The organism is Nocardiopsis terrae (assembly GCF_014651695.1).
GTDB lineage: Bacteria > Actinomycetota > Actinomycetes > Streptosporangiales > Streptosporangiaceae > Nocardiopsis > Nocardiopsis terrae.
This window is the reverse complement of sequence record NZ_BMXJ01000006.1, coordinates 250,387-277,138: the sequence shown is the minus strand read 5'-3', so window position 1 is coordinate 277,138 and position 26,752 is coordinate 250,387. Positions and strand designations below refer to the sequence as shown.

Genomic DNA, 26,752 nt, shown 5'->3' with positions numbered 1-26,752 from the left:
CGGAACCGCCCCCTGCTCAGCCCACCGCGTGCAGCCAGCGCACGGGGGCGCCGTCACCCGCGTAGCGGAAGGGTTCGAGCTCCTCGTCCCAGGCGCGTCCGGTGAGCCGGTCGAGTTCGTCGGCCAGGTCGCGGCCGTCGGCGGCCACGGCCATGGCGGCGCGCAGCCTGCCCTCGGGTACGAGGACCTCACCGGCGGCACTGGTGATGGCGGTGAACACGCCGAGGGTGGGCGTGTAGCTGTAACGGGTACCGTCACAGCCGGGCGACCCCTCCTCGGTCACCTCGAAGCGCAGGCGCTGCCATGCGTTCAACGCGGAGGCCACCGCCCCCGCGGTCCCCGGCTTCCCCTGCCAGTTGAGTTCGGCGCGGTGGTGGCCGGGTGCCGCCGGTTGGGCGACCCAGTCTAGTTTCACGGGTACTCCAACGACACCCGCGACCGCCCACTCGACGTGTGGGCACAGCGCCGCGGGCGCGGAGTGGACGTACAAGACGCCACGTGCGGACACCGAACCTCCTGATACGAACGAGTGCGCTTCCCCGACGCCCTCGTACCACGAGAAGGTTGCATACCCGCCTGAATGCCTTTTGCCCCATTGTGCCCCAAGGGCACCCTGGGAACCATCTCGCACGCTGGTATTTTCCAGCGTTCCCACCGCGCCCGGAGCGCCCAGAGATTAGCGTGTGCCACAGGCGGCGACAGGGAGTTCGATCATAGTGGGGGCGGATGTGCCAGACCAGTCGCACGGAGACATCCGCCCCCCGGAACCAGCAACAGGAAACGCCCATTCGCGCACTTCAGGGTATGTTTCCACCACTTTCTTGTCGGTTCCGGCCACAACCGGCCCCGAGCGCGCCCCACGCTCCGACGCCGAACTGGTGCTGAGCGCCTGCCACGGGGACGCGGACGCGTGGGAGGCCATCGTCGACCGCCACCTGGGCATGGTGAACCGGATCGCCCGTTCCTACGGGCTCCCCCGGCAGGACCACGAGGACGCCGTCCAGACGGTCTGGCTCCGCCTCAACCAGAACCTGCCCCGGCTCCACTCCCCGCACCTGCTCGCCGCCTGGCTGAGCCGAGCGGCGCACACGGCCTGCGGCCGACAGCGACAGCACCGGCGGCGCCTCCTCCCGGTCGACCCCCTGACCCTGGCCGAACACCTCCACCACCCGACCGACCCCGAACACGAGTACCTGCTCAAGGAGAGGCACGCCGAACTGCACCGGGCCATCGGAGAACTCACCGACCCGGTCGACCGCCGGGTCGCACGGCACTACCTCGACGACTCACCCGACGCCCGCCCGATCTCCCACCGGACCACCCCGAACCAGCGGCGACACCTGCTCCGCCAGCTCCGCCGCTCCCTCAGAGCGACCAGAGAACCGAACGAAAGGCGTGCGTGAACCGTGTGGAACGACCCGGACCCCACCGAGGACCGGAGCGGGCGCGCCGCCGCGCTGGCCGCCTTCGACCGCTCCCTTGACCGGGCCCGCCAGGCCAGGACCATCAGCGACACCGCCCTGGCCCCCGGGCCGGCGGTCCACCGCGACCACCGCGGCGCCGCCCCGACCACCCTCCTGTTCGATCTGGGGGGCGTCCGCCTGGACCTCCAGATCCACCCGCGCGGAGACCACCACTCACTCTCCGGCCTGGTCGGCGGCGAGTTCGACCACGTGGACGTGCACGTTCGCCGCTCCGGGAGCACGCTGCGCCTGTTCGTGGGGGTCGACGGCCGGTTCGAGGCCCACGACCTGGCGCCCGGCCCGCTGAGCCTGGCCGTGGAGATCCCCGGCCGCCCGCTCGCCGTCACCGACTGGTTCACCGTGTCAACCGCCACCGGGGACCGCTGAACCGCCCGCGGAAAACGGATACGGCCCGAATCCGGTTAGGGGCGCGCGCCAACCCCGGAACGAACACCCGCCTTCGCCCCGGTTCGCCCCGGTTCGCGGCCGAGGGGTTGTCCACAGGCCCACGGTGGCCACTCCCACCGAACCGCGACCGCTGCTATCACTGGAGTTGACCGGCCCCACTGGCGAAAGGCAGCCGGACGTGCTCCCCAGCGCAGCGCCCGACCCCACGCCCGCGAACACCCTCCCGGACGCCCGGGACCCGAGCACCGGACAGATCCTGCTGTCCCGGGTCACCCAGGGGGTCCGGCTGGCCCGGAACGGCCTCTTCGAGGAAACCGTCGCCCTCCTCGACGACACCCGGAAGCGGCTGCACGGCCATCCCATCGCCGAACTCGCCCCCGTCCTGCCCGGCCTCCTGGCCGACCTCGGACTGGCCCAGACCCTGTGCGGCCGTTTCGGTCAGGCCGAGGAACACCTCAACGAGGCCCGCTCCCTGGCCGACGCACGCCGCCTCCCCCTGCTGGGCCTGGTGGCCGAGCACAACCTCGGCTGCCTGGACCTGCACCGGGGCGAGACCGCCACCGCCATCACCACCTTCCACGAGCTCGTACACCGGATGCCCGCGGACCGGCAGGAGGCCCTGCGCGTCGACCTGGCCGAGGCCCTGCTCTCCGAAGGGCTCGTGGAGGAGGCCGGGCGCACCCTCGCCGAGGCCCCGTGGCAGGCGTCCCGGGGCGGGGTCGCCCGCACCCTGGTGGAGGCCAAGCTACGGCTCCTGGACGGCGACCGCCGGGGATCGCTCCACCTCACCCGGCAGGTCCGCGCGAACGAGGGCCCGGGGTCCCTGTGGCACGGGATCACCGCGCGGCTGGAACGGGCCGCTCTCGGCGTCACCGACGACGGTTCCCCGGTTCTGCGCGCACAGGACACCCTGGCGTTGCGCGCCCCCTCCCTCCCGCGGCCGCCCCGGGAGCCCGCGTCCGCGGGTCCCCGGGGCGGAGGACGACCCCGGGAAGGGCTGTCGGGCGCGTACCGGGCCCTGTCCCGGCTCTCCAGGCTGGGAGCCCCGCCGCCCGGCCCCTGGCTCGGGAGCGCCGGCCGCGACCCCCACGTGGTGCGGGCCGGACTGGAGAGCGCCCTGGCCACCGGGGACGCCGCGACCGCGCTCGAGTGGGCGGAGCTGGGACGCACCTGGGCGGTCGGGCTGGTGCCGGGGCCGGGCACCGTCGGCGGCACCGCGCTCAGGGAGCTGACCGGGCGCTACCGCCGTGCGCTGTGCCGGGGCGGCGGCCCCGAGGCCGGCGCCTACGCCCGGCGGTGGGAGGCCGCCCGCTGGCGGGCGCTGCACCCGGGGCGCCGGAACCGGTGGGCGAAGCCCCGGGGCCCGGTTCCGGGCCCGGTGCTGGAACAGCTCCTGGACGCGCTGGAGGGCCGGGCGTTCATCCACTACACCGCGGCGGGCGGGGACGCCGTGGCGCTACTCGCGGTGGACGGCCGGGTGCACGCCCGGTACCTCGGCCCCCTCCTGGGGGTCCGCCGCGTACTGGCCCGGTTCGCACACGAGAGGTCGGCGCCGTCGACAGGCGCGGCCGCGGAACCGCACCACTCGACCGCCGCGCAGGCCTCCGACGCCCTGTTCCGGCCGTTGCTGCCCCTGATCGGGGAACGCGCCGTGGTGGTGACCGGTGACCCCTACCTGAGCGACCTGCCGTGGGGCCTGCTCCCGGCGCTGCGCGGTCGTCCGGTGCGGCTGGTGCCGACGGCCCGGTCCTGGGCGGAACGGCCGCCCGAACGGCGCGGCTGGGAGAGGGTGCTGCTGGCCTGCGGTCCCGAACCCGAACAGGCCCGCCTGGAGGTGGCCTCGCTGGCCGCGATCCACCCGGGGGCACGGCTGCTGGAGCGGGCTCGCCGGGACCGGGTTCTGACCGAACTGGCCCGCTCGGACCTGGCCCACATGGCCGGGCACGGACAGGTGGGCGACCGCACGCCCATGCTCTCCCGGCTGGAACTGCACGACGAGCCGTTGCTCGCCTGCGACCTGGCTTCCCTGCCCTCGACGCCCGACCTGGTCACCCTGTCCTCCTGCTGGGGCGGCCGCGGCTTCGTCGGGGCGGCCGGGCAGCCGCTCGGGTTCGTGGGAGCCCTGCTGGCCCGGGGCACCCGTACGGTGGTGGCCAGCCCGGTCCCGGTCGAGGACGCGCGGACCGGAGCGGCCATGGTCGCCTTCCACCGGGCGATCACCACGGGCACCGACGTGTCCGAGGCGGTGTCCGACCACCTCGGGCACGTCGGTTTCTGCTGCTACGGCGCCTGAGGCAGGGGGACCGCCGCGGGCGGTCACCCCTGCGGGCCGGTCCCGCTACCAGCCGCGCTCGCGCCACTCGGCCAGGTGGGGGCGCTCCGCGCCCAGGGTGGTGTCCTTGCCGTGCCCGGGATAGACCCAGGTGTCGTCGGCCAGGGCGCCGAAGACCCGCTCCGACACGTCACCGAACAGGGTCTGGAAGTCCCCGTCGGACCAGGTCTTGCCGACCCCGCCCGGGAAGAGGCTGTCCCCGGTGAACAGGTGGGTCCGGCCCCCGGGGTCGTCGTAGCGCAGGGCGATCGACCCGGGTGTGTGGCCGCGCAGGTGGATGACGGTGAGTACGCAGTCCCCGACCGGGACGGTACCGCCGTGGGTGACGGGCTCGTCCACCGAGACCGGCAGCTCCTCGGCGTCCTCGGGGTGGGCGACCGTACGGGCACCGGTCTGGCCGACGACCTCGGCCAGGGCCTGCCAGTGGTCCTGGTGGCGGTGGGTGGTGACCACACGGGCCAGCCCCTCCTCGCCGATCAGCTCCAGGATCCGGTCGGGTTCGGCCGCTGCGTCGATGAGGACCGCCTCACCCGTCCCCCGGCAACGGAGGAGGTAGGCGTTGTTGTCCATCGGGCCCACGGCCAGCTTGGTGATCGTCAGGTTCGATAGTTGGCGCAGGTCGGCCGGACCGCCGACCCTGGTATCTCCGGAGTAGCTCACCCGACCATTGTGGCCTGTCGGAGGGAGCGCACGAACCGGGGTCGCGCACCTGGTGGTGCGGGTGTGCGGCCTCAGCGCCGGTGCGGCCCGCCGGAGGGGCCGCACCGGCCCGCGGGTTCAGCGTGTCGGGGTCACCGGATCACCGGGCCCAGCGCGGAGGCCGCTTCTCGAAGAACGCCGCGCGCCCCTCCGCCGCGTCCTGGCCCGCGAAGAACTCGGCGGACAGCTCGCCCATGCGGGTGAACGCCTCGGTGCGCCGGTCCGGGGCGGCCTGGGCGCCGCCCGCGAGCTCGCCCAGGAGCTCCTTGGTGCGGGACAGGGCGCTCGGTGCCGAACCGCGCAGGCCCTGGAGTACCGCGTCCACCGCGTGGTCCATCTCCCGGTCGGGGACGGCCTGGGTGACGAGCCCGGCCTTCGCGGCGGCGGAGGCGTCGAAGAGCTCACCGGTGAGGAAGTAGCGGCTGAGCTGTCGGGAGTGCATCCGGGCCGAGACCGGAACGGAGATGATCGCCGGGACCACGCCGATACGTACCTCGGTGAACGCGAAGGTGGCGCTCTTGGGGGCCAGGGCGATGTCGGCGGCGGCCACCAGACCGATTCCGCCCGCGCGTGCGGCGCCGTTGAGCACGGCGATCACCGGCTTGGGGGCGCCCATGATCTGCTCGAAGATCTCCGGGAGCTCCGGTGCGGGTTCCACCGGGGCGCCCTGGAGGGCGGCTCCGATCTCCTTGAGGTCGGCTCCGGCGCAGAACACCGGGCCGCTGCCGGTGAGGACGACCCCGCGGACGTCCTCGTCGGCCATGGCGTCGGAGAGGGCCCGGGCGAGTTCGGTGCGCAGCCGCGCGGAGAGCGCGTTGCGGTTGTGCGGTGAGTCGAGGGTGATCGTGGCGATGGCACGGTCAACGCTCGACCGCACGAGGGGAGCGTCGTCCGAGGGGTTCGGGGACGTCGGGTGCTGCGTCATCGCAGACTGACCTTTCTCCGTTGAACGCGCGCGGATCCGGTCACGGCGCGCGGTACGCGAACGGCTTGTGGCCGTGTGCGTCTCGCTTGTGGCGGTGGGAACGCATCCGCCTCGAACAGTAGACAGGCCGGTTGTTTCGGCACGGCGTCCACCGCCGCCGGACCGGTTAAGTCCGTGTCACGCGTGACAGCGCTTGTGTTACGTGGACCACACGCTAGCGTTCACGCTCGCCGCGGCCTCCGCCCGCCCCACCGATCCCGGCTCCGGTTTCCGGTTCCCCGCCGCCCGTTCCGGGCCCCTGAAGGCATCACGCCGTCCTCCGGGCGCCCCGGCTCTCAGCGGCGGGTGGTGGCCGCGGACAGGGCGTCGGCGAAGTGCATCATGGTGGTGACGGCTTCGGTGCCGTCGGCCGCCTCGCTCACCCTCAGGGTGAGGGGTTCGGCGGTGATGGCACCGGTGTACCCGTGGTCGAGTTCGCAGCTCTCGTCCGCGCAGGAGGCCGGTTCGAGGTCGATGTGGGCGACAGCGCCCCAGTTCACCGACAGGTTCACGCTGAGCACCAGTTCACTGGGCAGGCTGCCCGGCTTGTACTGGGCGGGGTTGGGCACGACTCGGGTCAGCGCCACGGACTGGACGTTGCCCAGCTGGATGCTGTCGGTCGTGGTGGAGGCGTGCGAGGTCCCACCGGGTTCGGTGGGCGGGTGCTCGTCCGTGTGGCAGACGACGAGCCGGGTCGCGGTCAGCAGCATCACGGTGATGTGCCGCCGCATCTCCATCGCCGGATCGAAGGTCGCCTCATGGTGCACGATGAACGCCTCGGCGTCCTCCTCGCCCAAGGTGGTCGCGACGGCGTCGATGACCAGGGCGGGATAGTACCCGCTCCGCTCGATCTCCAGGCGCCAGTCCGTGGGCACGGCACGTGTTTTCCTCATACCCCTATCCTGCCTCCTTCCGGTGACACTTCGCGACCGTCCACCGAAACGGGAGGCCCATTCCCTGATCAGAACGTCACCCCGCGCAGTCGGCGCGGGCCGGCGTCCGGCCGCACGTCGGGGGCTTCACGCAGCCACATGCGGGCGCCCAGGACATGGGCGCCGGTGGCGTTGACCAGTACGGGGTCCAGGTCCACGTAACCGATCTCGGGGAAGGCCTCCACCAGGCGGGACACCCGGATGAGCAGTTCCTCCAGCGCCTCCACGTTGGGCTGTTCGGCCAGCGAGGTCGCCCCCGCGGGCAGGCCGAACAGCAGCGGGGCGGCCCGGACCGCGTGGATGAGGTCGGCGGCGTCCATGTCGGTCAGCGGCGCCAGCCGGAACGACCGGTCGTCGAGGAGTTCGGCGGTGACGTCCGCCAGCCCGAAGGAGACCACCGACCCGAAGGACCGGTTGTCGCCCGCGCGCACCACCGTGGGCACGCCGGGCGCCGCCATCCGCTGGACGACCAGCTCCGCCTCGCCGCCGAAGCGGTCGAGCAGGGAGAGGTAGGCGCTGCGCACGTCCTCGGGGGTGCGCAGGTCGGCCCGGACGAACGTGCCGCCCGCACGTACCCGCAGGTCGGGCGCGTCGGCCTTGACCACGGCGGGGTAGCCGAGCTCGCCCGCGGCGACGACGGCCTCGTCCGCGGAGCTGACCCTGATGTCCGGGTAGGCAGCGATCCCGTAGCAGGCCAGCAGGTCGCGGGCGTCGTCGGCGGAGATCGCGGTCTCCTCGTCGTACCGCCGCTCGCCGCCGAACCAGGCGACGTCCTCCATCGCCGGGGTCGCCTTCCTGAGGGCGCGGGTGATGGTGGCCCGCGCCCGGGCGCGGTCGATGTCGGGCAGCTCGGGGTGGCGTCCGGGCTTGCGGTTGCGCCACTGGGCGTACCGGGTGGCGTGGGCCAGGGCGCGCACGGCGTCCTCCGGCGAGGGGTAGGAGGGCACCGAACCGTGCAGGGTCTGGTTCCGCTCCCCGACGTGCCTCAGTTCCTCGGGGATGCCCTGGCGGGCCAGGTAGGTGGTGACGATGGGTTTGTCCGAGTCCAGGGAGCGGGCGCGCAGCACACGGGCCACGTCGTCCCCGATGGGGTGCAGGGCGGGCACGAAGACCACCACGACCGAGTGCACGTCCTCGGCGGACAGCGCGGCCCGGATCGCGGTGTCGAAGTCCTCGGCGGTGGCCTGCGGCCCCAGGTTGACCGGATCGTGCGGTTTGAGGCCCTGACGGACGGCGGCATCCTTGACCAGCAGCTCCAGGGAGTCGGAGTTGCCGATGATGCCCACCCGGGGGCCCTCCGGCAGCGGCTGGTAGGCGAACACCTGGGCGGCGTCGAACATCTGGGTGATGTCGTCCACCCGCACCACACCGGCCTGCTGGAACAGGGAGGTGACGGCGTAGTCGGGCAGGGCGAGACCGCCCGCGGCGTGCCCGGTGGGCGTGGTCTGCGCGGAACCGCCGCTGCGCACCGCCACGACCGGCTTCTGTTTGGCCAGGCGCCGTGCCAGCCGGGTGAACTTGCGCGGGTTGCCCAGGGACTCCAGGTACTGGAGCACCACGTGGGTGGCGGGGTCCTCCTGCCAGTACTGCATGAGGTCGTTGCCGGACACGTCCGCGCGGTTGCCCGCGGACACGAAGGTGGACAGGCCCATTCCGCGTTCGGCGACCCGCTGGAGGATGGCCCGGCCCAGGGCGCCGGACTGGGAGAAGAACCCGATGGGCCCCTGGGAGGGCAGGTCCGGGGACAGGGTGGCGTTGAGGGAGACCGAGGGGTCGCTGTTGGCGATGCCCAGGCAGTTGGGGCCGACCACCCGCATACCGGCGGCGCGGGCGGTGCGCACCAGCTCGTCCTGGCGGGCCCGGCCCTCGGCCCCGACCTCGCCGAAGCCGGAGCTGACCACGATCAGGCCGTGCACGCCCTTCTCGGCGCACTGCTCGACCACGTCGACGACCGTGTCGGCGCGCACCGCCACCACGGCCAGGTCGACCTGGTCCGGGATCTCCAGGACGGAGGGGTAGGCGCGTACGCCCACCACGGCCTTGGCCTCGGGGTGGACGGGGTAGACCGGCCCCTGGAACTCCCCGCCGAGCAGGTTGCGCAGGGCGGTCTGGCCGATGGTGTGCGCGGTGCGGCTGGCTCCGATGACCGCGACGGACTCGGGGAAGAGCAGCCGGGCGATGGAACGCGACTCGGCGCGCTGTTCCCGGGCCTGCATGACCTCCTTGGAGTCGTCGGTGGGCTGCAGGTCCAGGGTGAGCCGGATGACGCCCTCGTCGAAGGTCTGCTGGGCGGTGTACCCGGCCTCACGGAAAACGTTGATCATGCGCCGGTTCTCGGGCAGCACGTCGGCGATGAAGCGGCGCATCCCCCGTTCGCGGGCGGCCGCACCGATGTGTTCCAGGAGCACCGAGGCCAGGCCCCGCCCCTGGTGGCCGTCCTCCACGACGAAGGCCACCTCGGCCTCCTCCGGGGCGACCTTGTCGTAGCGCACCACGGCGACGAGTGAGTCGGAGATCGTGGCCACGAGGGCCACGCGGTCCTCGTAGTCGACCGTGGTGAAGCGTTTGACGTCACGGTCGGAGAGTTTCGGGTAGGGCGCGAAGAACCGGTAGTAGATCGTCTCCGGCGAGAGCCGGGCGTGGAACTCGCGCAGCAGGTCGGCGTCGTCAGGGGTGATGGGGCGCAGATGCGCGGTGCCTCCGTCGGTCAGGACGACGTCGGCTTCCCAGTGGTTCGGGTAGGACTGCACGACTGCGAGACTAGACGACAATCGGTCTAATCCGGGGAAAGTCCATGCGGGCTCCCCGAAATCCCCGCCCCGGGCTCCCCCTCCCAGCGGCCTCGGGGACCGTCCGCGACGGGGTCCGCATACTCTGGTCCGGTGGGTCCGAGGACCCTCGACAGCCCCTGTGTGACAGCGTGTCCGGGGTGCTGTCAGTTCGTTACCCGACACTGGTCGTTAAGCTGTTAACGTCGTGCGGGCACAGATTCTCAAACCCTCGGTGGTGGCTGGCGAAATGACTCGAGTGGTCGTGATCGGTGACCTGATGACCGACGCCGTCGCGCGCGCGTTCTACCCGTTGGCCCGCGGTAGCGACACACCGGCGTCGGTGGTCATGTACGGCGGGGGGTCCGGGGCGAACATAGCCTCCTGGCTGTCCGTCGAGGGCACCGACACCACGTTCGTCGGCCGCCGCGGCTCCGACATCACCGGGCGCACCCGCGAGATGGAGCTCATGGGCTACGGCCTGGACTCGCGCATGGTGATGGACCCCGAACGCCCCACCGGTACCTGCGTGGTGATGATCACCCACCGGGGCGACCGGACGATGCTCAGCGACCCCGGCGCCAACGCCCGCCTCCAGCCCGAGGACCTGCCCCGCGACGTTTTCGGCGCCGACGGCCACCTGCACGTGTCCGGCTACACGCTGATCAACTCCGACTCCCGCCGCGCGGCCCGGGTGGCCCTGCGGATGGCGCGGGAGAGCGGGATGTCGATCTCGGTGGACGGCGGTTCGCACGCGCCGCTGGAGCGGGCGGGCGCGGAGAACTTCCTGGACTGGACCCAGGGCGCCCGGCTGCTGTTCGTCAACCTCGCCCAGGCCCGGGTGCTCACCGGGCGGGATGACGCGGAGGCCGCGGCGAAGGTCCTGACCGCCTGGTTCCCCAACGTCGTGATCAAGCTCGGCGAGGAGGGCGGGCTGTGGGCCTCCAAGACGCGCGAGGACTGCGTGAGGGCCCCCGCCGAGCCGGTGGAGCCCTCCCCCGGTTCGGTGGGCGCCGGTGACGCCTTCATCGCCGGTTTCCTGCCCTCGTGGCTTGCCGGACGCCACCCCAAAGAGGCGCTGGGCCGGGCCAGCCACCTGGCCGCCCGTGCGCTGCACCAGCCGGGTGCCCGTCCGGACCTGGGTGAGGACCAGCCCGTCCGCCGGGGTGCGCCCCGCGGACAGCGCATCCGCTAGAAGGAGCTTCGGAGTAATCCCGTGATCTTGCTACCAGAGGCGAAACAGGCGCCGCAGTTGCCTCTGGTAGCAAGATCACCGCAGAAGAAGGCGCCGCTCAGCCCCCGGAGGTCGCCAGGGTCAGGGGGAGCACCTCCGGGGCTCCCGCCCTGCGCAGCAGCGCGGCGCCGACGGTGAGGCTCCACCCGGTGTCGGACTGGTCGTCCACCAGCAGGACCGGCCCCGGGGTCCGGTCCTGGATCTCCGCGAGGCGCGCGGTGAGCGCCTCGTCCGCCACCAGCTCGGAGTACACCTGTTCCAGGCGCATGGCGCTGTTGTGGCGCCGGGCGCCCGGGCCGCCCCGCCGGTAGGACAGGGATCCGAGCGGGGCCAGCCGCCCCAGTTCGGCTATGCGGGCGGCGAGGTCGGCGACCAGGACCGGGCGGGTGGCCGAGGGCATCGCGACCACGCCGACGGGGCGGTTCTCCCAGCCCCAGGCGGCGAGTACGCGCACCACCCCCTGCAGGACCCGCTCGTCCACGGGGGCGTCGGGTGCGTCCTCGGCGAGGATCCGGCGCAGTTCGGTACCCCAGCCGATATCGGTGAGGCGGCCCAGGGCGCGCCCCTCCCCCGCTCTCAGCTCTTCGGGGATCTTGCCGGACAGGCGCACCCCGAGGGTGTCCATGCCGGTCGGCCACTGGCGGCGCGGGCTGATCGGCGTGCCGGGCCGGTCCAGGTGGTCGGCGGCGGCCTTGCGCCGCCCGGAGTCGACCTCGGTGGGCCAGTACCGGCCGGTGCACACGTCGCAGCGGCCGCAGACGACCGCCTCGGGGTCGTCCAGCTGGCGGCGGAGGAACTCCATCCGGCAGGTGTCGGCGGCGATGTAGTCGAGCATGGCCCGCTGTTCGCGTTCGCGGGCGGCGCTGACGGCGGCGTAGCGGTCCGCATCGTAGGTCCAGGGCTGGCCGGTGGCGGTCCAGCCGCCCCGTACCCGGCGCACCGCCCCGTCCACGTCCAGTACCTTGAGCATCTGTTCCAGGCGGGTGCGGCGCAGGTCCACCCGGGTCTCCAGATGGGCGACGGACAGGGGCCCGTCGGCCTCGGCCAGCACCTGGAGGGTCTGACGGACGGTTTCCTCGGGCGGGAAGGACAGCCCGGCGAAGTACTCCCAGATCTGGACGTCCTCACGGCCCGGCAGGAGCACGGCCTCGGCCCGCTGGACGCCGCGGCCCGCACGGCCGACCTGCTGGTAGTAGGAGATCGGTGACTGCGGGGCGCCCAGGTGGACGACGAATCCCAGGTCCGGCTTGTCGAAGCCCATGCCGAGGGCGCTGGTGGCCACGAGCGCCTTGACCCGGTTGTCCAGCAGGGCGTCCTCGGCCCGTTTGCGCTCCTCGGGGTCGGTCTGCCCGGTGTAGGGCAGCACCTCCATCCCCTGTTCGGTGAGGAAGCGGGCGGTCTCCACGGCGGCGCTGACGGTGAGCGTGTAGACGATGCCCGAACCGGGGATCCGGGGCAGGTGTTCGGCGAGCCAGCTGAGCCGGGCGGTGGGGTCGGGCAGCTCGGCCACGGCCAGGCTCAGGCTCTCCCGTTCCAGGCTGCCGCGCAGGACCAGGGTGTCGGCGCGGTCGGCACCGGCCTGGAGCTGTTCCGCGACGTCGTGGGTGACGCGCTCGTTGGCGGTGGCGGTGGTGGCCAGGACCGGCACCCCGTCGGGCAGGTCGTGCAGCAGGGAGCGGATCCGCCGGTAGTCGGGGCGGAAGTCGTGGCCCCAGTCGGAGACGCAGTGCGCCTCGTCGACGACGACCAGGCCCGCCCCGGCGGCGAGTTCGGGCAGGACCCGGTCGCGGAACTCCGGGTTGTTGAGCCGTTCGGGGCTGACCAGGAGCACGTCCACCCGCCCCTGGGCGACCTCGGCGTAGGTGGCCTCCCAGGCGGTGGTGTTGGAGCTGTTGATGGTGCGGGCACGGATGCCGGCCCGCTCCGCGGCGGCGATCTGGTTGCGCATCAGCGCCAGCAGCGGGGAGACGATGACGGTGGGGCCCGCGCCCTCGGCCCGGCGCAGGGCGGTGGCCACGAAGTACACCGCCGACTTGCCCCAGCCGGTGCGCTGCACGACCAGTGCGCGCCGCCGGTCCTCGACCAGGGCGCGGATGGCGGTCCACTGGTCCTCGCGCAGGCGTGCGGAGTCCCCGGCGAGGGCGCGCAGGTGTTCCTCGGCGCGTTCGCGCAGGGCGCCGCCGGGACGGTGGTCCGCGGGGTCGGTGACGGGTTCTGTGTCCGGGACGGGAGCGCCGGGCGGGGTGGGAGTGGCCATGACTTCCTTGGTACCAGAGGCGGCGGGGGTCGGTGCGGTTGTCCACAGGCTCCCGGACCCGCGCTGGCGCAAGGCCGTCTCCACCGGGTCCGGGGCTCGACAAGCAGCGGCGCCCCGGACCGTACGGATTCGGGGCGGGGCGCCGGAAGCCGGAGGAGCGGTCAGGCGCGGGCGGTGGAGAGGAAGGCGGTCCACTCGGCGGCGGGGAAGGGGAAGTGACCCTTGGCGGGGTTCTTCGAGTCCCGGACAGCGGTACCGCAGGGGAGGTCAGTGACCTCGACGCAATCTCCGTTGACGCCGCTGTAGCTGCTCTTCCGGAAGCTGCTGGGGAAGTGGGCGACCTCGACGCAGTTCGGTGCTTGTCCGCTGTAGCTGCTCTTACGGAAAACCAGCTCGTTGCTCATCAGTCGCTCTCTAGGGATTCGAGCACATCGGCGATGAACCGGGCGCTCTGGGTGGTGCTCAGTGCGGTTCCTTGGATGTCACCGAACGTGGCGCTGTAGCGTGCGACATCCTTGGGCTGCTCGAAGAATACTGAATCGGTCACAGTGTCTACATGGACGATGGGCAAGGCGAGGTGTTCGGGAAACTCCAGGATGCTGAACGGTGCAACCAGGGCAGCATGAGAGCCTGCGGCGAACGGAAGTACCTGTACGTCCACGTTGGGCATCTTCGCCATGTCGAGAAGATGCCGTAGCTGCTGCACCATGATCGAAGCGTTGCCGATCAAGCGCCGCAGAGCTGCTTCGTCCATGACCACTCGAAAGTGGACGGGGTTGATCCGGGACAGGATCTCACGCCGCTTCATGCGGGCGTCCACGCGGTGGGCGATGTCCTCGGCATCGGTGTAGCGCCCACCCTGGAACAGGGCTTGGGCGTACTCCGGTGTCTGGAGCAGCCCGGGGATGACCAGGCCCTCGAAGCTGCGGATGACTGAGGCCTCCGCCTCGAAGTCCGGTAGTGCTTGTTCCCCGAAGACCTCGCGGTACTTCGACCACCAGCCCCGCTCCTTGGCGTCACGTGCCAGAGCGTGCATGGCCAGGCGCTTGGAGGGGTCGTTGATCTTGTAGAGATCCATGAGCTTGTCCAGGTCACCGGTGGTGATGCGACGAGTCTCGGTGGTCTCGATCTTACTGATCTTGGATGCTGTCCACCCCAGTGCTTTGCCTGCTTGGGAGACCGTCAGCTTGGAGCGTTCGCGGCCCTGCTTGAGCTCGGAGACGAGCAGGCGGAGCCTGAGGGTGGGGCTGTAAGGGATGCGCATGGGGCAAGTCTAGCCAAAGAACTCGACATTTTCCTGAATAGCTTGACTCTCGACAATATCGAGTTGCATGATGAATGTGTAGCCAGTGACCGGGGCCTCACTCACAGTTGGCAGGACCTCTGGTGCTCAGGCTACGCCGTGCCCCTCCCCCTGCCTGGGAAAACGTGAAGGTCACCGACCCAGCGGGCACTCCCCCGAACCATCTACTGCTTCCGCCTGCGTAAGGAGCTCTGTTCGTCATGCCCGCACTCGCCCCCGTACCCCCGATGGCCGAAGTGACCATCGCCCTCCACGAGCTGGTGCCGCACGCCTACCGCCACTACTTCAACGGCCGCCCCGACCGCCCCTACTACTCCTCCCGCCGCTACGACTTCGGTGCCTCCCCGCTCCTCCTCCCCCTCGTGCGGGCCTTCCTGGACACCTGCGCGGCCGAGCAGAGCACCGACTACCGCTACCTGTTCACCCTCATCGGCTCCGAACTCGCCAGCAACGCGCTCACACACTCACGGTCGGGACTCCCCGGGCGTAGCTACACCCTGCTCTGCGAGCGCAAGCGCGACGGACTCCGCCTCACCTGCCGCGACGACGGCATCGCCAACGACACCACCACGGGCCTGCACGACCGCCACTACCTGACCCCCGACCCCGGCGGGCTCGACCCCAGCGCCGAGGCCGGGCGCGGGTTGGCCTTGGTGGACGCCCTGGCCACCGACTGGGGAGACAACGGCCGCCCCGCACACCGCGCGGTCTGGTTCTTCCTCGCCTACGACCTGAAGGACAGCGCCTGGCCGGAACTGGCCCGCTAGCAGCACTCCGAAACGAAAGAAGGGCCCAGGAAAGCGCGGCAACGCTTCCCGGGCCCCAACAACCCCGAATTCCAGACCTCGCATAGTCAGAAAGCAGGATCGATGACGCATCCTATCCCCGCGCCCCGACCTTCCAGCGACCCGCTGTACCGCACCCGCCCGGCACTGCCCCGCCGCACCCCGCTCGTCGGCCCGGCCTGCCCCTCGTGCTCGCACCCCTCCTGCCGCCGACGCCGCGCCGAACGGCTGCCCCGCCTGGGCGGGCACCTGGCCGAGTACCGCAACGAGCACACCCTCGCCGCCGCCGTGCAGGCCCGCAACCCGCACCTGATCATCTGGTACGGGGAACGAACGGGCTCCTACTGGGTCGCCTCCTCCACCGGCCTGGCCGAGGTTCCCGACGCCGCGACCCTGGACCGCCTCTTCCCACCGGTGCGCGAACTCTGGTGATACCGGCGGACCGGCCCGGACCGTCAGGCGGCTCGGTCCGGGGTGACGGTGTTCGCCTCGTGGTCCAGCCAGATCTGTTGGCGGTCGGCGGACACGGTCAGGCCGAAGCGGGTGTGCTCGGGCCGGCCGCTCCGCTGCCACCACTCATAGGCTGCCTCCAGTTCGGCGAACAGGGCCCGGGGACCGTGCTGGCGGACCTCGTGGTCGGAGACCCCCGGGCTCTGGTCGATGTGCCAGGACGCCCAGGAGGCGGTGCCGGGGTCGACCAGGAACACCGTGAACCGCTGCTCGTCCTCGTCGGGGAACTCGACCCGGTTCAGCACGGTGGGCATACGCAACCCGATGGCGAAGCTCGCCTCGAAGTCCCCGACCGGCTCATAGGGGTGCAGCTTCGTTCGGGCGGTGGTGAACTCCTGTTCCCGGGGGCGGACGTGAGTTTCGACCACCCGCCTGGGCACGCGCTGGTCGCGCACCCACATGAAGGCCGCGTCACCGCCGAAGCGCCCCTGCGCGGTGCCGTGCGGTCCGACCTGGAGGTCGGCCAGGACCCCGTTGTGGAAGGCGTTGCCCCAGGGGGTGAGGATCCTGCCGCCGGGCCGGGTCTGGGCGATCCAGTGGTAGGGAACCCGCTGCACGGCGGCGGTGCTGATCACCCGGTCGAAGGGGGCTCGGGCGGGCCAGCCCTGGGTGCCGTCCCCGGTGACCACCAGGGGCGCGAACCCGGCCGACATCAAGCTGACCCGGGCCTGCTCAGCCAGCTCCGGGTCCACCTCGATGCTGGTCACGGAGTCGTCACCGAGCAGGTGCGACAACAGCGCCGCGTTGTACCCGGTTCCGGTGCCGACCTCCAGGGCCCGCATCCCGGGGAACACGTCCAGGCGGCGGAGCATGTCGGCGACGATCGAGGGCTGGGAGGCGGAGCTGGTCGGGTACCCGGAACCGTCTCCGGTGCCGTCGTCGAGTTGGGTGACGACCGGGATGTCGTCGTAGGCCAGGGTGAGCCAGCGGTCCGCCTCACGGGTCCGGTCGACGGTGGCCCCGTCAGCGTCGGTGATCTGGTCGGGGAGGAAGCGGTGCCGCTCCACCTGTTCGAACGCGGCCCGCCAGTGCTGGGGCAGGTCGCCCGCCTGCACGAGGCGGGCGACCAGCTTCTCGTGGGACGGAATCACTACTTGCCGTCCCTCTCGTGCTTGCCCCCGCCGGAACCTCCGTCGTCGGGGGTGGGCGGAGGGACGGGCCGGTCGGGCTTGTGTCCGTCTGCGGTGGAGTTGTCGTCGTGTTTGCCGTACAGGGTGGCGGTGATGAACACGGGCCGCTCCAGAGGTGGGAGGTGATCGCTTGTGTTCGCAGAGCCAGATTAGGGAGCGGCCAAGAGGAGTGAAAGCGGAATGCGCAGCTATGCGGTAGGGGACGGTGCCTGGTGGACGGGGATGAATAGACGTGAATACGCCTGCCTATTCTCCGTTCAGGGCGTCGATCGCACGCAGGATCAGGGAGCGGGCCTCCTGCCCGTACCTGGCCGCCCGCGCGCACAGGTCAAAGGCCCGGACGTACTGCTCGACCTCACTGGGGTGGGTGAGGCGCAACTCCGCCGACAGGGTCTCGACGGTGACGAGCCGGTCGTCGTGAATCCAGAAGCCGTGCCCCGGGTCGAAGACCACACGCTGGTCGAACGGGATGATGCCCAGGGAGACATTGGAGAGCGCGGAAACCGAGGTGAGCCGGTCGAGCTGCTCCACCATGGCGTCACGGTCGGTGTAGCGGGTGTGGAGCACACCTTCGGTGAGGAGAAAGCGGAACCGTTTGCGCCTGCTGTAGAGAGTCTCCTGGCGTTGGAGGCGTTTGCGGACCGCTTCGTCCACACCGATGGACACCCCGCGAAAGCTCGCGTACCGGTCGAGCACCGCCCGGATGTACGGTTCCGTTTGCAGGATCCCCGGTATGACCGTGCACTCGTAGACCCTGCGCTCCCGCGCCTCGGAGTCCCTGCCGAGGACCTCGTTCTGTGGGCCCTGCATGCCCGAACGCTCCTGGAGCCGCCACTCGACGTACATCGACTCCAGGACGCGGAGCCGGTCCACGATCTCCTCGGCAGCCCTTTCCCGGCCGCACGCGCCAGCCCATGCCTGTACGTCCGCGCTGGTGGGGGTCTGGCGGCCGGTCTCCAACCGGGAGACCTTCGGCTGGCTCCAGCCCACCAACTCCGCGAGCTGCGCACCGGTCAGGCCCGCACCGGTGCGCAGCTCGCGCAGACTTCGCCCGATCTCGTGGCGGGCACGTTCGAGGGAGTAGGACACCTAAGCAGTAAACCGCTTCCTGGACACGGGGTCGTAGTCACGGTGGGGGACGGCGTAGTGCCAGGCGATGTCACGCCACTGGCAGTGCTGGGCGACGGTTGCCGGGTCGTCGATGACCTCGTACTCGTAGGGGACGTCGTCCTCGTCGAAGTGCAGGACGCAGACCCAACGGCTGTCGAAGAGCCAGAAGTCGCGCTGCGGCAGCCGCTCGACCGACGGATGGTGGCGGGGAAGCCAACGGATGTCCTCCCCGGCCTCCTGGTTGAACTGAGTGGCGGCGTGCTCCCAACGGATGTAGTCGCTCAGCGGTTCGCTGACCACGCGGACCCGCTGCCAGAGCTTCCCGGCCTCACGGGCCCGGCGAACGTTGCGGTGCCAGGTGGAGGTTCGGGCGTACTTCTCTTCGAGGGAGGTGTCGCCGGTGCGCAGCCAGTAGTCGAACTCTTCCTGTTCGCCGGAAACGTTGTACCGGTCCCGAACTTCCAGCTTCCAGGTGGTGTGCTCGAAGTCGAGGAACTGCTGCGCGAACTCCTCGTCAGTGATGAGCCTCGTCACGCCTACCTACTCCTCGTTCTTGCTTTTTGCGAAGCGGAGGAGCTTCTCGGGGATCTCCACCACGGTCTCGTCCTCGGCCAGGTCACGCAGGTCGGCGAGGGCTTCGGGGTCGGTGACCCTGTACCCCTGAACCACGATGGTGCCTCGGTCGGTCCGGTAGAGAGTCGGGCACTTACCTACTCGGCTGTCAGTACCCAGGAACTCCAGGCGCATGGCATCAAGCCTCTCGGCTAGTCACGGATATTCATCACAGATCCATGGTTGACGACAGAGCGCATCAAGACAACTGCTATTCGTGTCCGAAGCTGGCCAGGGCGGCCAACGGCCCAGACCGCAGAGCCCAAAAGCGACACACAACGGAACCCGGTTCCACATTCCCCCACAAGTTCACCCTAGTAACAGAATAGAAACTTTCCAGTTAGGTGCCATTGCGCTCCGGCGAAGCCGCCCCAACACTCAGCGTCAGGGCTCACGTCCCATGGGAGCGCTCCCGCTGGGTCCGCGTCCCATCGAGAAGCACGAAAGGCACACGATGGCACACCCCCGCTACCGCCACCCCGCACGCCCGGGGCCGCGCAGCAGGCTCGGCCTGCTCGCCACCGCCTCGGCGCTCGTGGTCGGCGGCGCCACCCTTGCCGTCACCGGCGCCGGAACCGGCGGTGCCGCACCCGTCTCGGCCGAGACGGCCCAGGTACCCGTCGGCTCGGGCGGTTACACGACCGCCCTCCCCGGGGGGGCCTCGGGCCCCTCCGACCTCAACGGCAACCCGGTCGCCCCCAAGGTGACCGACGACTTCGAGGGCCCGGCCCCCACCAACGAGTGGTGGTCCTCCCTGATCTTCCAGCGCTACCCCGACAACCCCCACGGCGAGAACCTGTTCGCCCACCCGTTGAGCTACCTCCCCCACGAGGGCGGACTCAACATGGGCTACCCCGACTCCCACCAGCTCGTGGGCGAGGGCCTCAAGTACGAGTACACCGCCGTAGCCGACCTCTCGCTCGGCGTCACCGGGCTGGAGTCACCCGACACCCGCACCGCCGACAGCGGCGACTGGACCGTCACCGCGCACTGGGAGGGCGGCGGATCGACCCTGCGCGCCACCATCGGCCAGGGCCTGCCCTTCGCCTACGCCGAGACCGCGGGCGGCGACGCCGAGGTGACCTTCACCGGCACCCCCGAGGTCTGGCACCAGGACGGATCCACCGTCGGCGCCACCGTGAACGGCAGGCACTACGCCCTGTTCGCCCCCTCCGACGCCCCCTGGTCCCTGTCCGGCGACACCCTCACCGCCGACACCGGGGACGAGGGGTACTACTCGGTGGCCGCCCTGCCCTCGCCCGAGGACCTGGACGCCTTCGCCCCCTACGCACACTCCTTCGTCACCGACTCCCTCGTGGAGTACGACTACGACGAGTCCGCGGCCACCCTCACCAGCACCTACCGGTTGGAGACCGAGGCCAGGGAGGGCGCGGAGACGGGCACGCTCACCGCGCTCTACCCGCACCAGTGGGAACACGTCACCGGTGACCTCACCGACCTGTCCTACGCCTCCCCCCGGGGAGAGATGCGGGTTTCCGAGGGCGCCACCTTCACCACCGAGCTCACCACCCAGGGCATCATGCCCAGCCTGCCCACCGTCGACAGCGCCGACCACGACCGGCTGGCCACCCTGATCGACGAGGTGCTCGCCGAGGAGGAGCTCTTCCCCGAACCCGGCGACACCTACTGGGACGGCAAGGCCATGGGCCGCCTGGCACAGCTCGTCCCCATCGCCGACTCGATCGGGCACACCGAGGCGCGCGACGAACTCCTCGCCCTGGTCAAGGGGCGCCTGGAGGGCTGGCTGACGGCGGACGGGACCCGCCGCTTCCACCACGACCAGACCTGGGGCACGATGCTCGGCTTCCCGGACAGCTTCGGGGCCGCAACCGAGATCAACGACCACGACTTCCACTACGGGTACTTCGTCTCCGCCGCCGCCGTGGTCGCCCGCTACGACCGCGACTGGGCCGACGAGGACGCCTGGGGCGGCATGATCCGCCTGCTCATCGACGACGTGGCCGGGACCGACCCCGACAGCGACATGTTCCCCCGACTGCGCTCCTTCTCCCCCTACGCCGGGCACGGCTGGGCCTCCGGCCACGCCGGGTTCGCCGCGGGCAACAACCAGGAGTCCTCCTCCGAGGGCATGCACTTCGCCGCCGCCACCGCGACCTTCGGGGCCCTGACCGGTGACGAGGAGCTGCGCGACCTGGGCGTCTACCTGCACACCACCCAGGCCTCCACCATCGCCCGCTACTGGCAGAACCAGGGCGGCGACACCTTCCCCGAGGACTTCGACGAGGACGTCGTCGGCATGGTGTGGGGCGACGGCGGAGACTACCGGATCTGGTGGGACGGCGGCCACGAGGAGCACTACGGCATCAACTACCTGCCCATCACCGCGGGCTCGCTGTACCTGGGCCACGACCCCGAGCACGCCGGCGCCGTCCACGAGTCGCTCGTGGACAAGCTCGGCCGCGAACCCGAGATCTGGCGGGACATCCACTGGGCGCACCGCGCACTCTCCGACGGCGAGGACGCCCTGAGGATGTTCGAGGAGCAGTGGCAGACCTACGAGCCCGAGGCGGGTGAATCCAAGCCGCACACCTACCAGTGGGTGTCCACGCTCGCCGAGGTCGGCAACGTGGACGTCTCCGTCACCGCGGACACCGCCCACTACGCCGTGTTCGACAACGGCAGCGAACGCTCCTACACGGCCTTCAACCCGGGCTCCGACCCGCTGACCGTGACCTTCTCCGACGGCACCACGCTCCGGGTCGCACCGGGCGCGCTCGGTTCCACCGCGGGTGAGGGCGGCGGGGGCGACCCCGGCGACGGGGACCCCGGCCCGGACCCCGGCGAGGGCAACGTGGGAGAGGGCACCCTGCACCTGGGCGCCGACGCGCTCACCACCGAACCGGACAGCGCGGAGGGCTCGGTCACCGTGCCGGACGCCGGCGGCCGGAACCAGGACGGCACCCCGCCCGCGGACGCAGTGGTGCTCGAGCTGAAGGACCTGAACGGCTCCTTCACCGGCGGCGACACCTCCTTCGCCCTGCCGGTGGACTCCGGCAACGGCGTCGGCAACGCCGTGCAGGTGCGCGTCTCCTACGACTTCGACGGTGACGGCAGCCACGACCGGGAGGAGACCCACCACTACTTCCCCACCAACGACCTGCCCGGTTGGGAGGTCTACACCGAGAGCCAGGGTCTGAGCTCCGGTGACGGCCAGTTCGCCGACCTGGAGGGCGGATCGGTGCGCCTGGAGGTCTGGAGCGCTCTCGGCGGCCAGGACTCCGAGATCCGCATCGGCGGCGGCCAGGGCGCCACCCTGGGCATTCCCTTCACCGACTGACCGCGGGCGCCGTACCGGCGCCGAACGCCCGCAGCGGGGGCGGACCGCTCCACGGCGGCCCGCCCCCGCCCGGAAGTTCCCCCTCCCGGACCCGTCCTCCGGGGCGGAGAACCCCTTCGTGAACGGGCGAAACCCCCCCAGTCGCACGACTCACACACGCCCGGACCCCCGTCCCCGTACGTTTCAGTCCCCGGAACAGGCCAGAATTACGGACATGGCCCGTACTACTTCCCGTCCCCCCGAGGATCTCGCCGAAAAGATCATCGACATCGACGTCTCCGAGGAGATGCGCGGCAGCTTCCTGGAGTACGCGTACTCGGTGATCTACCAACGCGCGCTACCCGACGCGCGCGACGGTATGAAACCGGTCCAACGGCGCATCCTGTACCAGATGAACGAAATGGGCCTGCGGCCCGACCGCGGGCACGTCAAGTGCGCCCGTGTCGTCGGGGAGGTGATGGGTCGGCTCCACCCCCACGGCGACTCAGCCATCTACGACGCCCTGGTGCGCCTCAGCCAGTCCTTCGCCATGCGCGTGCCCCTGGTCGACGGCCACGGCAACTTCGGTTCGCTGGGCGGCGACGACGCCCCCGCGGCCATGCGCTACACCGAGGCCCGGCTGGACAGCGCCGCCGAACTGCTGGTCTCGTCCATCGACGAGGACGTCGTCGACTTCAGGCCGAACTACGACGGCCAGGAGACCGAGCCGGAGGTCCTGCCCGCTTCCTTCCCCAACCTCCTGGTCAACGGCGCCTCAGGCATCGCCGTGGGCATGGCCACCAACATGGCCCCGCACAACCTGGGCGAGGTCATCGCGGCGGCCCGCCACCTGATCGCCCACCCCGACGCCACCCTGGAGGAGCTCACCGAGTTCGTCCCCGGCCCCGACCTGCCCACCGGCGGCACCATCGTCGGTCTGGACGGGGTCCGCGACGCCTACCGCAAGGGCCGCGGCACCTTCAAGACCCGCGCCACCGTCTCCATCGAGAAGGTGTCCGCGCGCCGCACCGGCCTGGTCATCACCGAGCTGCCCTACAGCGTCGGCCCGGAGAAGGTCGTCAGCCGGATCAAGGAGCTGGTGCAGTCCAAGAAGCTCCAGGGCATCTCGGACCTGAAGGACCTGACCGACCGCAACCAGGGCCTGCGCCTGGTCATCGAGCTCAAGAACGGCTTCAACCCCGAGGCGGTCCTGGAGGAGCTCTACCGGCTCACGCCGATGGAGGAGTCCTTCGGCATCAACAACGTGGCGCTGGTCAACGGCCAGCCCCAGACGCTGGGACTGCGCGAGCTGCTGGAGGTCTACGTCGACCACCGCCTCGACGTGGTCCGCCGCCGCAGCGAGCACCGCCGCAAGAAGCGCCAGGAGCGCCTGCACCTGGTCGGCGGCCTGCTCGTCGCCCTGCTCGACATCGACCGGGTGATCGCGCTCATCCGCGAGGCCGACGACACCGCGGCGGCCCGTGAGTCCCTCATGGGCGCCTACGACCTGTCCGAGATCCAGGCGCGCTACATCCTCGACACCCCGCTGCGCCGCCTCACCCGGTTCGACCGGCTGGAGCTGGAGACCGAGCGGGACAGGCTCAACCAGGAGATCGAGGAGCTCACCTCGATCCTGGAGTCGGACAAGAAGCTGCGCCGCGTCGTCTCCAAGGAGCTGAACGACGTCTCCAAGAAGTTCGCGACCCCGCGCCGCACCCAGCTGCGCGAGAGCGACGGCGCGGCCCGCGCCGCGGTGATCCCGCTGGAGATGGCCGACCAGCCCTGCCACGTCCTGTTCGGTGTGGACGGCCACATCGCCCGGACCAAGGGGGCGGCGCCGCCGCGCGTGTACGAGGGGCTGCGGGCTCCGCACGACGCGATCGAGGTTTCGGTCCCGACCACGTCCCGGTCCGACATCGGCTTCGTCACCGACCTGGGGCGGATGATCCGCGTCCCCGTAGTGGAACTCCCGGAGCTGCCCGAGCAGGGCGAGGGCGAACCCGAGCGCCCACCCCTGGCAGCCGGTCTGGACGTCGGCGAGTTCGTGCAGCTCGACGAGGGCGAGCGGGTCGTGTCGGTGGTGTCGATGAACAACTCCGGCCCCGGCTTCGCCGTGGGCACCGCCGGCGGTGTGGTCAAGCGCGTCGCGCCGGACTTCCCGCCCAACAAGGACGACTTCGAGATCATCACGCTCAAGGACGACGACCGCGTCGTCGGCCTCACCCAGCTCTCCACGGGTGAGGAGGACCTCGTCTTCATCACCTCCGAGGCGCAACTACTGCGCTTCTCGGCGGCCACCGCCCGTCCGCAGGGCCGACAGGCAGGGGGTGTGGCCGGCGTCCGCCTGTCCGAGGAGGCCCGCGTCCTGTGGTTCGGCGCGGTGCCCAGCCCGGAGGACTCGGTCGTGGTGACCGTCTCCGGCAGCAGCAACGCCCTGGAGGGCACCCAGCCCGGATCCGCCAAGGTGACCCCCTTCGAGGCCTACCCCTCGAAGGGCCGGGCGACCGGCGGTGTACGCTGCCACCGCTACCTGAAGGGCGAGGACACCCTGCTGTTCGCATGGGTGGGACGCGCACCGGCCCGGGCCTCCCGGGCCGACGGCAAGCCGGTCCGGCTGCCGGACCTGACCGAGCGCAGGGACGGTTCCGGCGAGGCTCTGCCGCGTGCCATCACCACGGTCGGTAGCGGCCAGACCGACTCCGGGATCACCGCGCCCGGAGCGAACACCTGAGCTTGACGCAACGTGCCGTGCACACGGGTGTGCTTACCTGTGTGCACGGCACCGGCGTGCACCGATGACGCATAGGGAGTGACACCAAGTGAGTGAAGACCAGGACACCACCCCTGCCCCGGGGACGTTCGACGATGTTTTCGGCGCCAACGCCGCCTACGCCGAAGAGTTCTCACTCGCCGGCCTCAAACCGCTGGCGGCCCGCGGTCTGGCCCTGGTGACCTGTATGGACTCCAGGATCGAACCGCTCGACATGCTGGGCCTGGAGCCCGGTGACGCGAAGATCCTGCGCAACGCGGGCGCCCGGGTCACCGACGACACCCTGCGGACCCTCGTCCTGGCGGTGTACCTGCTGGGGGTGGACCGGGTGCTGGTCCTCCCGCACACTCGCTGCAAGATGGCCTCGGTGGCCAGCGACGACGCCGTGCACGACCTCATCCTGGAGGAGCACGGGGTGGACACCCGCAGCCTGGAGTTCCACACCGACAACGACCAGTTGGGCGCGCTCCGGCACGACCTGGAGCGGATCCGGCACCACCCCCTGCTCCCCCAGGGGCTCCCGGTGGCCGGTGCGCTCTACGACGTGGACAGCGGGAGGGTGGACCCGGTCGACCTCTGAGGCGGGAATGCGCTCGCTCCGGCGGCCGTTGTCATCCGCAACGGCAGGCGGCCGCCGAGAGGAGCACCGTGGAAGAGAGCACCTACGACACCTTCAACCGGGCCCGCATGTTCCTGGAACTGGGCGACCCGATCTACGCCGCCCGGACCCTCGAACCCGCTGTGGAGGACGAACCGGACAGCCGTTCCATCCTGGAGCTGCTGGGCCGCGCCTACTTCCACTCCGCCCAGCTCAACAAGGCCGAGTCGACCTTCCGCAGGCTGATCGAACTGGACCCGGTGGACAACTGGGCGCACATCGCGCTCGCACGCACGCTGGAGAGGCAGAGCCGCCACGGGGAGGCGGCCACCTACCGGCGCATGCACGCGGTGATGTCCGGCGGGTCCCTGGATTGAACCGGGTGCGCGGCACCGGCGGGGCCGGACCCGGCTAGCCTTCTGAGCATGGCTTCCACACCTGACAGACAGGACCCGGGCGAGGCCTGGGTCGACCGATGTTCGGACAGCGCCCGTTCCTGGGCCGACGAGGCCGTGCGCAAGGTGGTCGCGGACGACACGCGTTCGGCCGACACCCACCTGCACGTGTTCCCGCTGCCCCCGGAGTGGGGCATCGACCTGTACCTGAAGGACGAGTCGGTGCACCCCACCGGCAGCCTCAAGCACAGGTTGGCCCGGTCGCTGTTCCTCTACGGCCTGGCCAACGGGTGGATCACCGAGGGCACCACGATCGTGGAGGCCAGTTCCGGCTCCACCGCGGTCTCGGAGGCCTACTTCGCGCAGCTGGTCGGGCTGGACTTCATCACCGTGGTGCCGCGCAGGACCAGCCCGGAGAAGATCGCCCTGATCGAGCGGTACGGCGGCCGCTGCCACTTCGTGGACAACCCCCCGGAGATGTACAGCGAGGCCGAGCGCCTGGCCGCGGAGACCGGCGGCCACTACATGGACCAGTTCACCTACGCCGAGCGGGCCACGGACTGGCGGGGCAACAACAACATCGCCGAGTCGATCTTCGAGCAGCTCGCGATGGAGCGCCACCCCTGCCCGGACTGGATCGTGGTGGGCGCGGGAACGGGCGGCACCTCGGCGACCATCGGGCGCTACCTGCGCTACCGGCGCCTGCACACGCGCCTGGCCGTGGTGGATCCGGAGAACTCCGCGTTCTTCCCCGGCTGGGTGACCGGTGCCCCGGACTACGCGACCGGTATGCCGTCCCGGATCGAGGGCATCGGACGTCCGCGGATGGAGCCGAGTTTCGTGCCCTCGGTGATCGACCTGATGATGCCGGTCCCCGACGCCGCGAGCATCGCCGCGATGCGCCACCTGCACGACCTCACCGGCCGGTCCGCGGGCGGGTCGACCGGCACCAACCTGTGGGGGGTGTGGCACCTGGTCGCCAGGATGCTCCGGGAGGGACGCAGGGGCAGTGTGGTCACCCTGATCTGTGACGGCGGCGAACGCTACCAGCACAGCTACTACAACGACTCCTGGGTCTCGGAGCGGGGTCTGGACCCCACGCCGTACCGGGCCGCCGTCGACCGGTTCTTCGCCGACGGTGTCTGGGAGCCGCCGCAGGCGCCCTGAACGGGAGCGGGCCGGGG

The 26,752-nt window shown here is 71.0% G+C and carries 24 protein-coding genes; 11 read left to right on the top strand and 13 right to left on the bottom strand.

Features of this window, described 5'->3' with window-relative positions; translation table 11 throughout:
- Positions 1-16 precede the first annotated feature (16 nt).
- Entirely contained in the window at positions 17-508 is a 492-nt protein-coding gene (locus IE195_RS18360; protein ID WP_191273108.1) for a DUF3145 domain-containing protein, read from the bottom strand.
- 313 nt (positions 509-821) lie between these two features.
- Here IE195_RS18360 and IE195_RS18355 point away from each other — a divergent pair, with 313 nt between their 5' ends.
- From IE195_RS18355 to IE195_RS18345, 3 genes are all read left to right on the top strand, one after another.
- Complete coding sequence (locus tag IE195_RS18355; RefSeq protein WP_191273106.1) at positions 822-1,403, top strand: RNA polymerase sigma factor; 582 nt, start codon at positions 822-824, stop codon at positions 1,401-1,403.
- A 3-nt stretch (positions 1,404-1,406) separates the two neighbouring features.
- Positions 1,407-1,850, top strand: a complete 444-nt coding sequence (locus tag IE195_RS18350; protein ID WP_191273104.1) for a carboxypeptidase regulatory-like domain-containing protein — start codon at positions 1,407-1,409, stop codon at positions 1,848-1,850.
- Positions 1,851-2,049: 199 nt separating this feature from the next.
- Entirely contained in the window at positions 2,050-4,164 is a 2,115-nt protein-coding gene (locus IE195_RS18345; RefSeq protein WP_229826288.1) for a CHAT domain-containing protein, read from the top strand.
- A 45-nt stretch (positions 4,165-4,209) separates the two neighbouring features.
- On the opposite strand, the gene IE195_RS18340 is transcribed toward IE195_RS18345, so the two are convergent.
- The 4 genes from IE195_RS18340 to IE195_RS18325 form a co-directional block, all read right to left on the bottom strand.
- Complete coding sequence (locus IE195_RS18340) at positions 4,210-4,863, bottom strand: MBL fold metallo-hydrolase (RefSeq protein ID WP_191273102.1); 654 nt, start codon at positions 4,861-4,863, stop codon at positions 4,210-4,212.
- Positions 4,864-5,002: 139 nt separating this feature from the next.
- Positions 5,003-5,827 (bottom strand): enoyl-CoA hydratase-related protein, encoded by an 825-nt coding sequence (locus IE195_RS18335; protein WP_191273100.1) that lies wholly within the window; start codon positions 5,825-5,827, stop codon positions 5,003-5,005.
- A 335-nt stretch (positions 5,828-6,162) separates the two neighbouring features.
- Positions 6,163-6,741, bottom strand: coding sequence for a DUF5998 family protein (locus IE195_RS18330; RefSeq protein ID WP_191273723.1), 579 nt, complete (start codon positions 6,739-6,741; stop codon positions 6,163-6,165).
- An 86-nt stretch (positions 6,742-6,827) separates the two neighbouring features.
- Positions 6,828-9,548 carry a bifunctional acetate--CoA ligase family protein/GNAT family N-acetyltransferase gene (locus IE195_RS18325; RefSeq protein WP_191273098.1) on the bottom strand — a complete coding sequence of 907 codons (2,721 nt, stop codon included), beginning with the start codon at positions 9,546-9,548 and terminating at the stop codon, positions 6,828-6,830.
- 277 nt (positions 9,549-9,825) lie between these two features.
- Between IE195_RS18325 and IE195_RS18320 the strand changes: the two genes are divergently transcribed.
- Positions 9,826-10,761 carry a carbohydrate kinase family protein gene (locus IE195_RS18320; RefSeq protein WP_191273721.1) on the top strand — a complete coding sequence of 312 codons (936 nt, stop codon included), beginning with the start codon at positions 9,826-9,828 and terminating at the stop codon, positions 10,759-10,761.
- A gap of 97 nt (positions 10,762-10,858) precedes the next feature.
- Here IE195_RS18320 and IE195_RS18315 read toward each other — a convergent pair whose 3' ends face one another.
- The 3 genes from IE195_RS18315 to IE195_RS18305 form a co-directional block, all read right to left on the bottom strand.
- A complete protein-coding gene (locus tag IE195_RS18315; protein WP_225942360.1) occupies positions 10,859-13,057 on the bottom strand; it encodes a RecQ family ATP-dependent DNA helicase in 2,199 nt (732 codons plus the stop codon).
- Positions 13,058-13,218: 161 nt separating this feature from the next.
- Positions 13,219-13,461 (bottom strand): DUF397 domain-containing protein, encoded by a 243-nt coding sequence (locus tag IE195_RS18310; protein ID WP_191273096.1) that lies wholly within the window; start codon positions 13,459-13,461, stop codon positions 13,219-13,221.
- Entirely contained in the window at positions 13,461-14,321 is an 861-nt protein-coding gene (locus IE195_RS18305) for a helix-turn-helix domain-containing protein (RefSeq protein ID WP_191273094.1), read from the bottom strand. The genes IE195_RS18310 and IE195_RS18305 overlap by 1 nt, the downstream gene beginning before the upstream one ends.
- 239 nt (positions 14,322-14,560) lie before the next feature.
- On the opposite strand from IE195_RS18305, the gene IE195_RS18300 reads away from it, so the two are divergent.
- Both IE195_RS18300 and IE195_RS18295 read left to right on the top strand, forming a co-directional pair.
- A complete protein-coding gene (locus IE195_RS18300) occupies positions 14,561-15,127 on the top strand; it encodes an ATP-binding protein (protein ID WP_191273092.1) in 567 nt (188 codons plus the stop codon).
- Positions 15,128-15,229: 102 nt separating this feature from the next.
- Entirely contained in the window at positions 15,230-15,577 is a 348-nt protein-coding gene (locus IE195_RS18295) for a hypothetical protein (protein WP_191273090.1), read from the top strand.
- Positions 15,578-15,600: 23 nt separating this feature from the next.
- Here the strand turns inward: IE195_RS18295 and IE195_RS18290 are convergent, their stop codons facing one another.
- The 5 genes from IE195_RS18290 to IE195_RS18270 form a co-directional block, all read right to left on the bottom strand.
- Positions 15,601-16,746: a methyltransferase domain-containing protein gene (locus tag IE195_RS18290; protein WP_191273088.1), complete on the bottom strand. Its 1,146-nt coding sequence runs from the start codon at positions 16,744-16,746 to the stop codon at positions 15,601-15,603.
- A complete protein-coding gene (locus IE195_RS18285) occupies positions 16,746-16,886 on the bottom strand; it encodes a hypothetical protein (RefSeq protein ID WP_191273772.1) in 141 nt (46 codons plus the stop codon). The genes IE195_RS18290 and IE195_RS18285 overlap by 1 nt, the downstream gene beginning before the upstream one ends.
- Before the next feature lie 145 nt (positions 16,887-17,031).
- A complete protein-coding gene (locus IE195_RS18280) occupies positions 17,032-17,874 on the bottom strand; it encodes a helix-turn-helix domain-containing protein (RefSeq protein WP_191273086.1) in 843 nt (280 codons plus the stop codon).
- Positions 17,875-18,429, bottom strand: coding sequence for a DUF6879 family protein (locus tag IE195_RS18275; protein ID WP_191273084.1), 555 nt, complete (start codon positions 18,427-18,429; stop codon positions 17,875-17,877).
- 6 nt (positions 18,430-18,435) lie between these two features.
- A complete protein-coding gene (locus IE195_RS18270) occupies positions 18,436-18,642 on the bottom strand; it encodes a hypothetical protein (protein WP_191273082.1) in 207 nt (68 codons plus the stop codon).
- A gap of 319 nt (positions 18,643-18,961) precedes the next feature.
- Between IE195_RS18270 and IE195_RS18265 the strand changes: the two genes are divergently transcribed.
- The 5 genes from IE195_RS18265 (at position 18,962) to cds1 (ending at position 26,735) form a co-directional block, all read left to right on the top strand.
- Positions 18,962-21,826, top strand: a complete 2,865-nt coding sequence (locus IE195_RS18265; RefSeq protein ID WP_191273080.1) for a glycosyl hydrolase — start codon at positions 18,962-18,964, stop codon at positions 21,824-21,826.
- A gap of 214 nt (positions 21,827-22,040) precedes the next feature.
- On the top strand, positions 22,041-24,536 hold the full coding sequence (locus tag IE195_RS18260) for a DNA gyrase/topoisomerase IV subunit A (RefSeq protein WP_191273078.1): 2,496 nt from the start codon (positions 22,041-22,043) through the stop codon (positions 24,534-24,536).
- A gap of 88 nt (positions 24,537-24,624) precedes the next feature.
- Positions 24,625-25,155 (top strand): beta-class carbonic anhydrase, encoded by a 531-nt coding sequence (locus IE195_RS18255; protein ID WP_191273076.1) that lies wholly within the window; start codon positions 24,625-24,627, stop codon positions 25,153-25,155.
- Between the two features lie 68 nt (positions 25,156-25,223).
- Positions 25,224-25,550, top strand: a complete 327-nt coding sequence (locus IE195_RS18250) for a tetratricopeptide repeat protein (RefSeq protein ID WP_191273074.1) — start codon at positions 25,224-25,226, stop codon at positions 25,548-25,550.
- A 48-nt stretch (positions 25,551-25,598) separates the two neighbouring features.
- Positions 25,599-26,735, top strand: a complete 1,137-nt coding sequence (cds1, locus tag IE195_RS18245) for an L-cysteine desulfhydrase Cds1 (protein ID WP_191273072.1) — start codon at positions 25,599-25,601, stop codon at positions 26,733-26,735.
- The last annotated feature ends 17 nt before the right edge of the window (positions 26,736-26,752 follow it).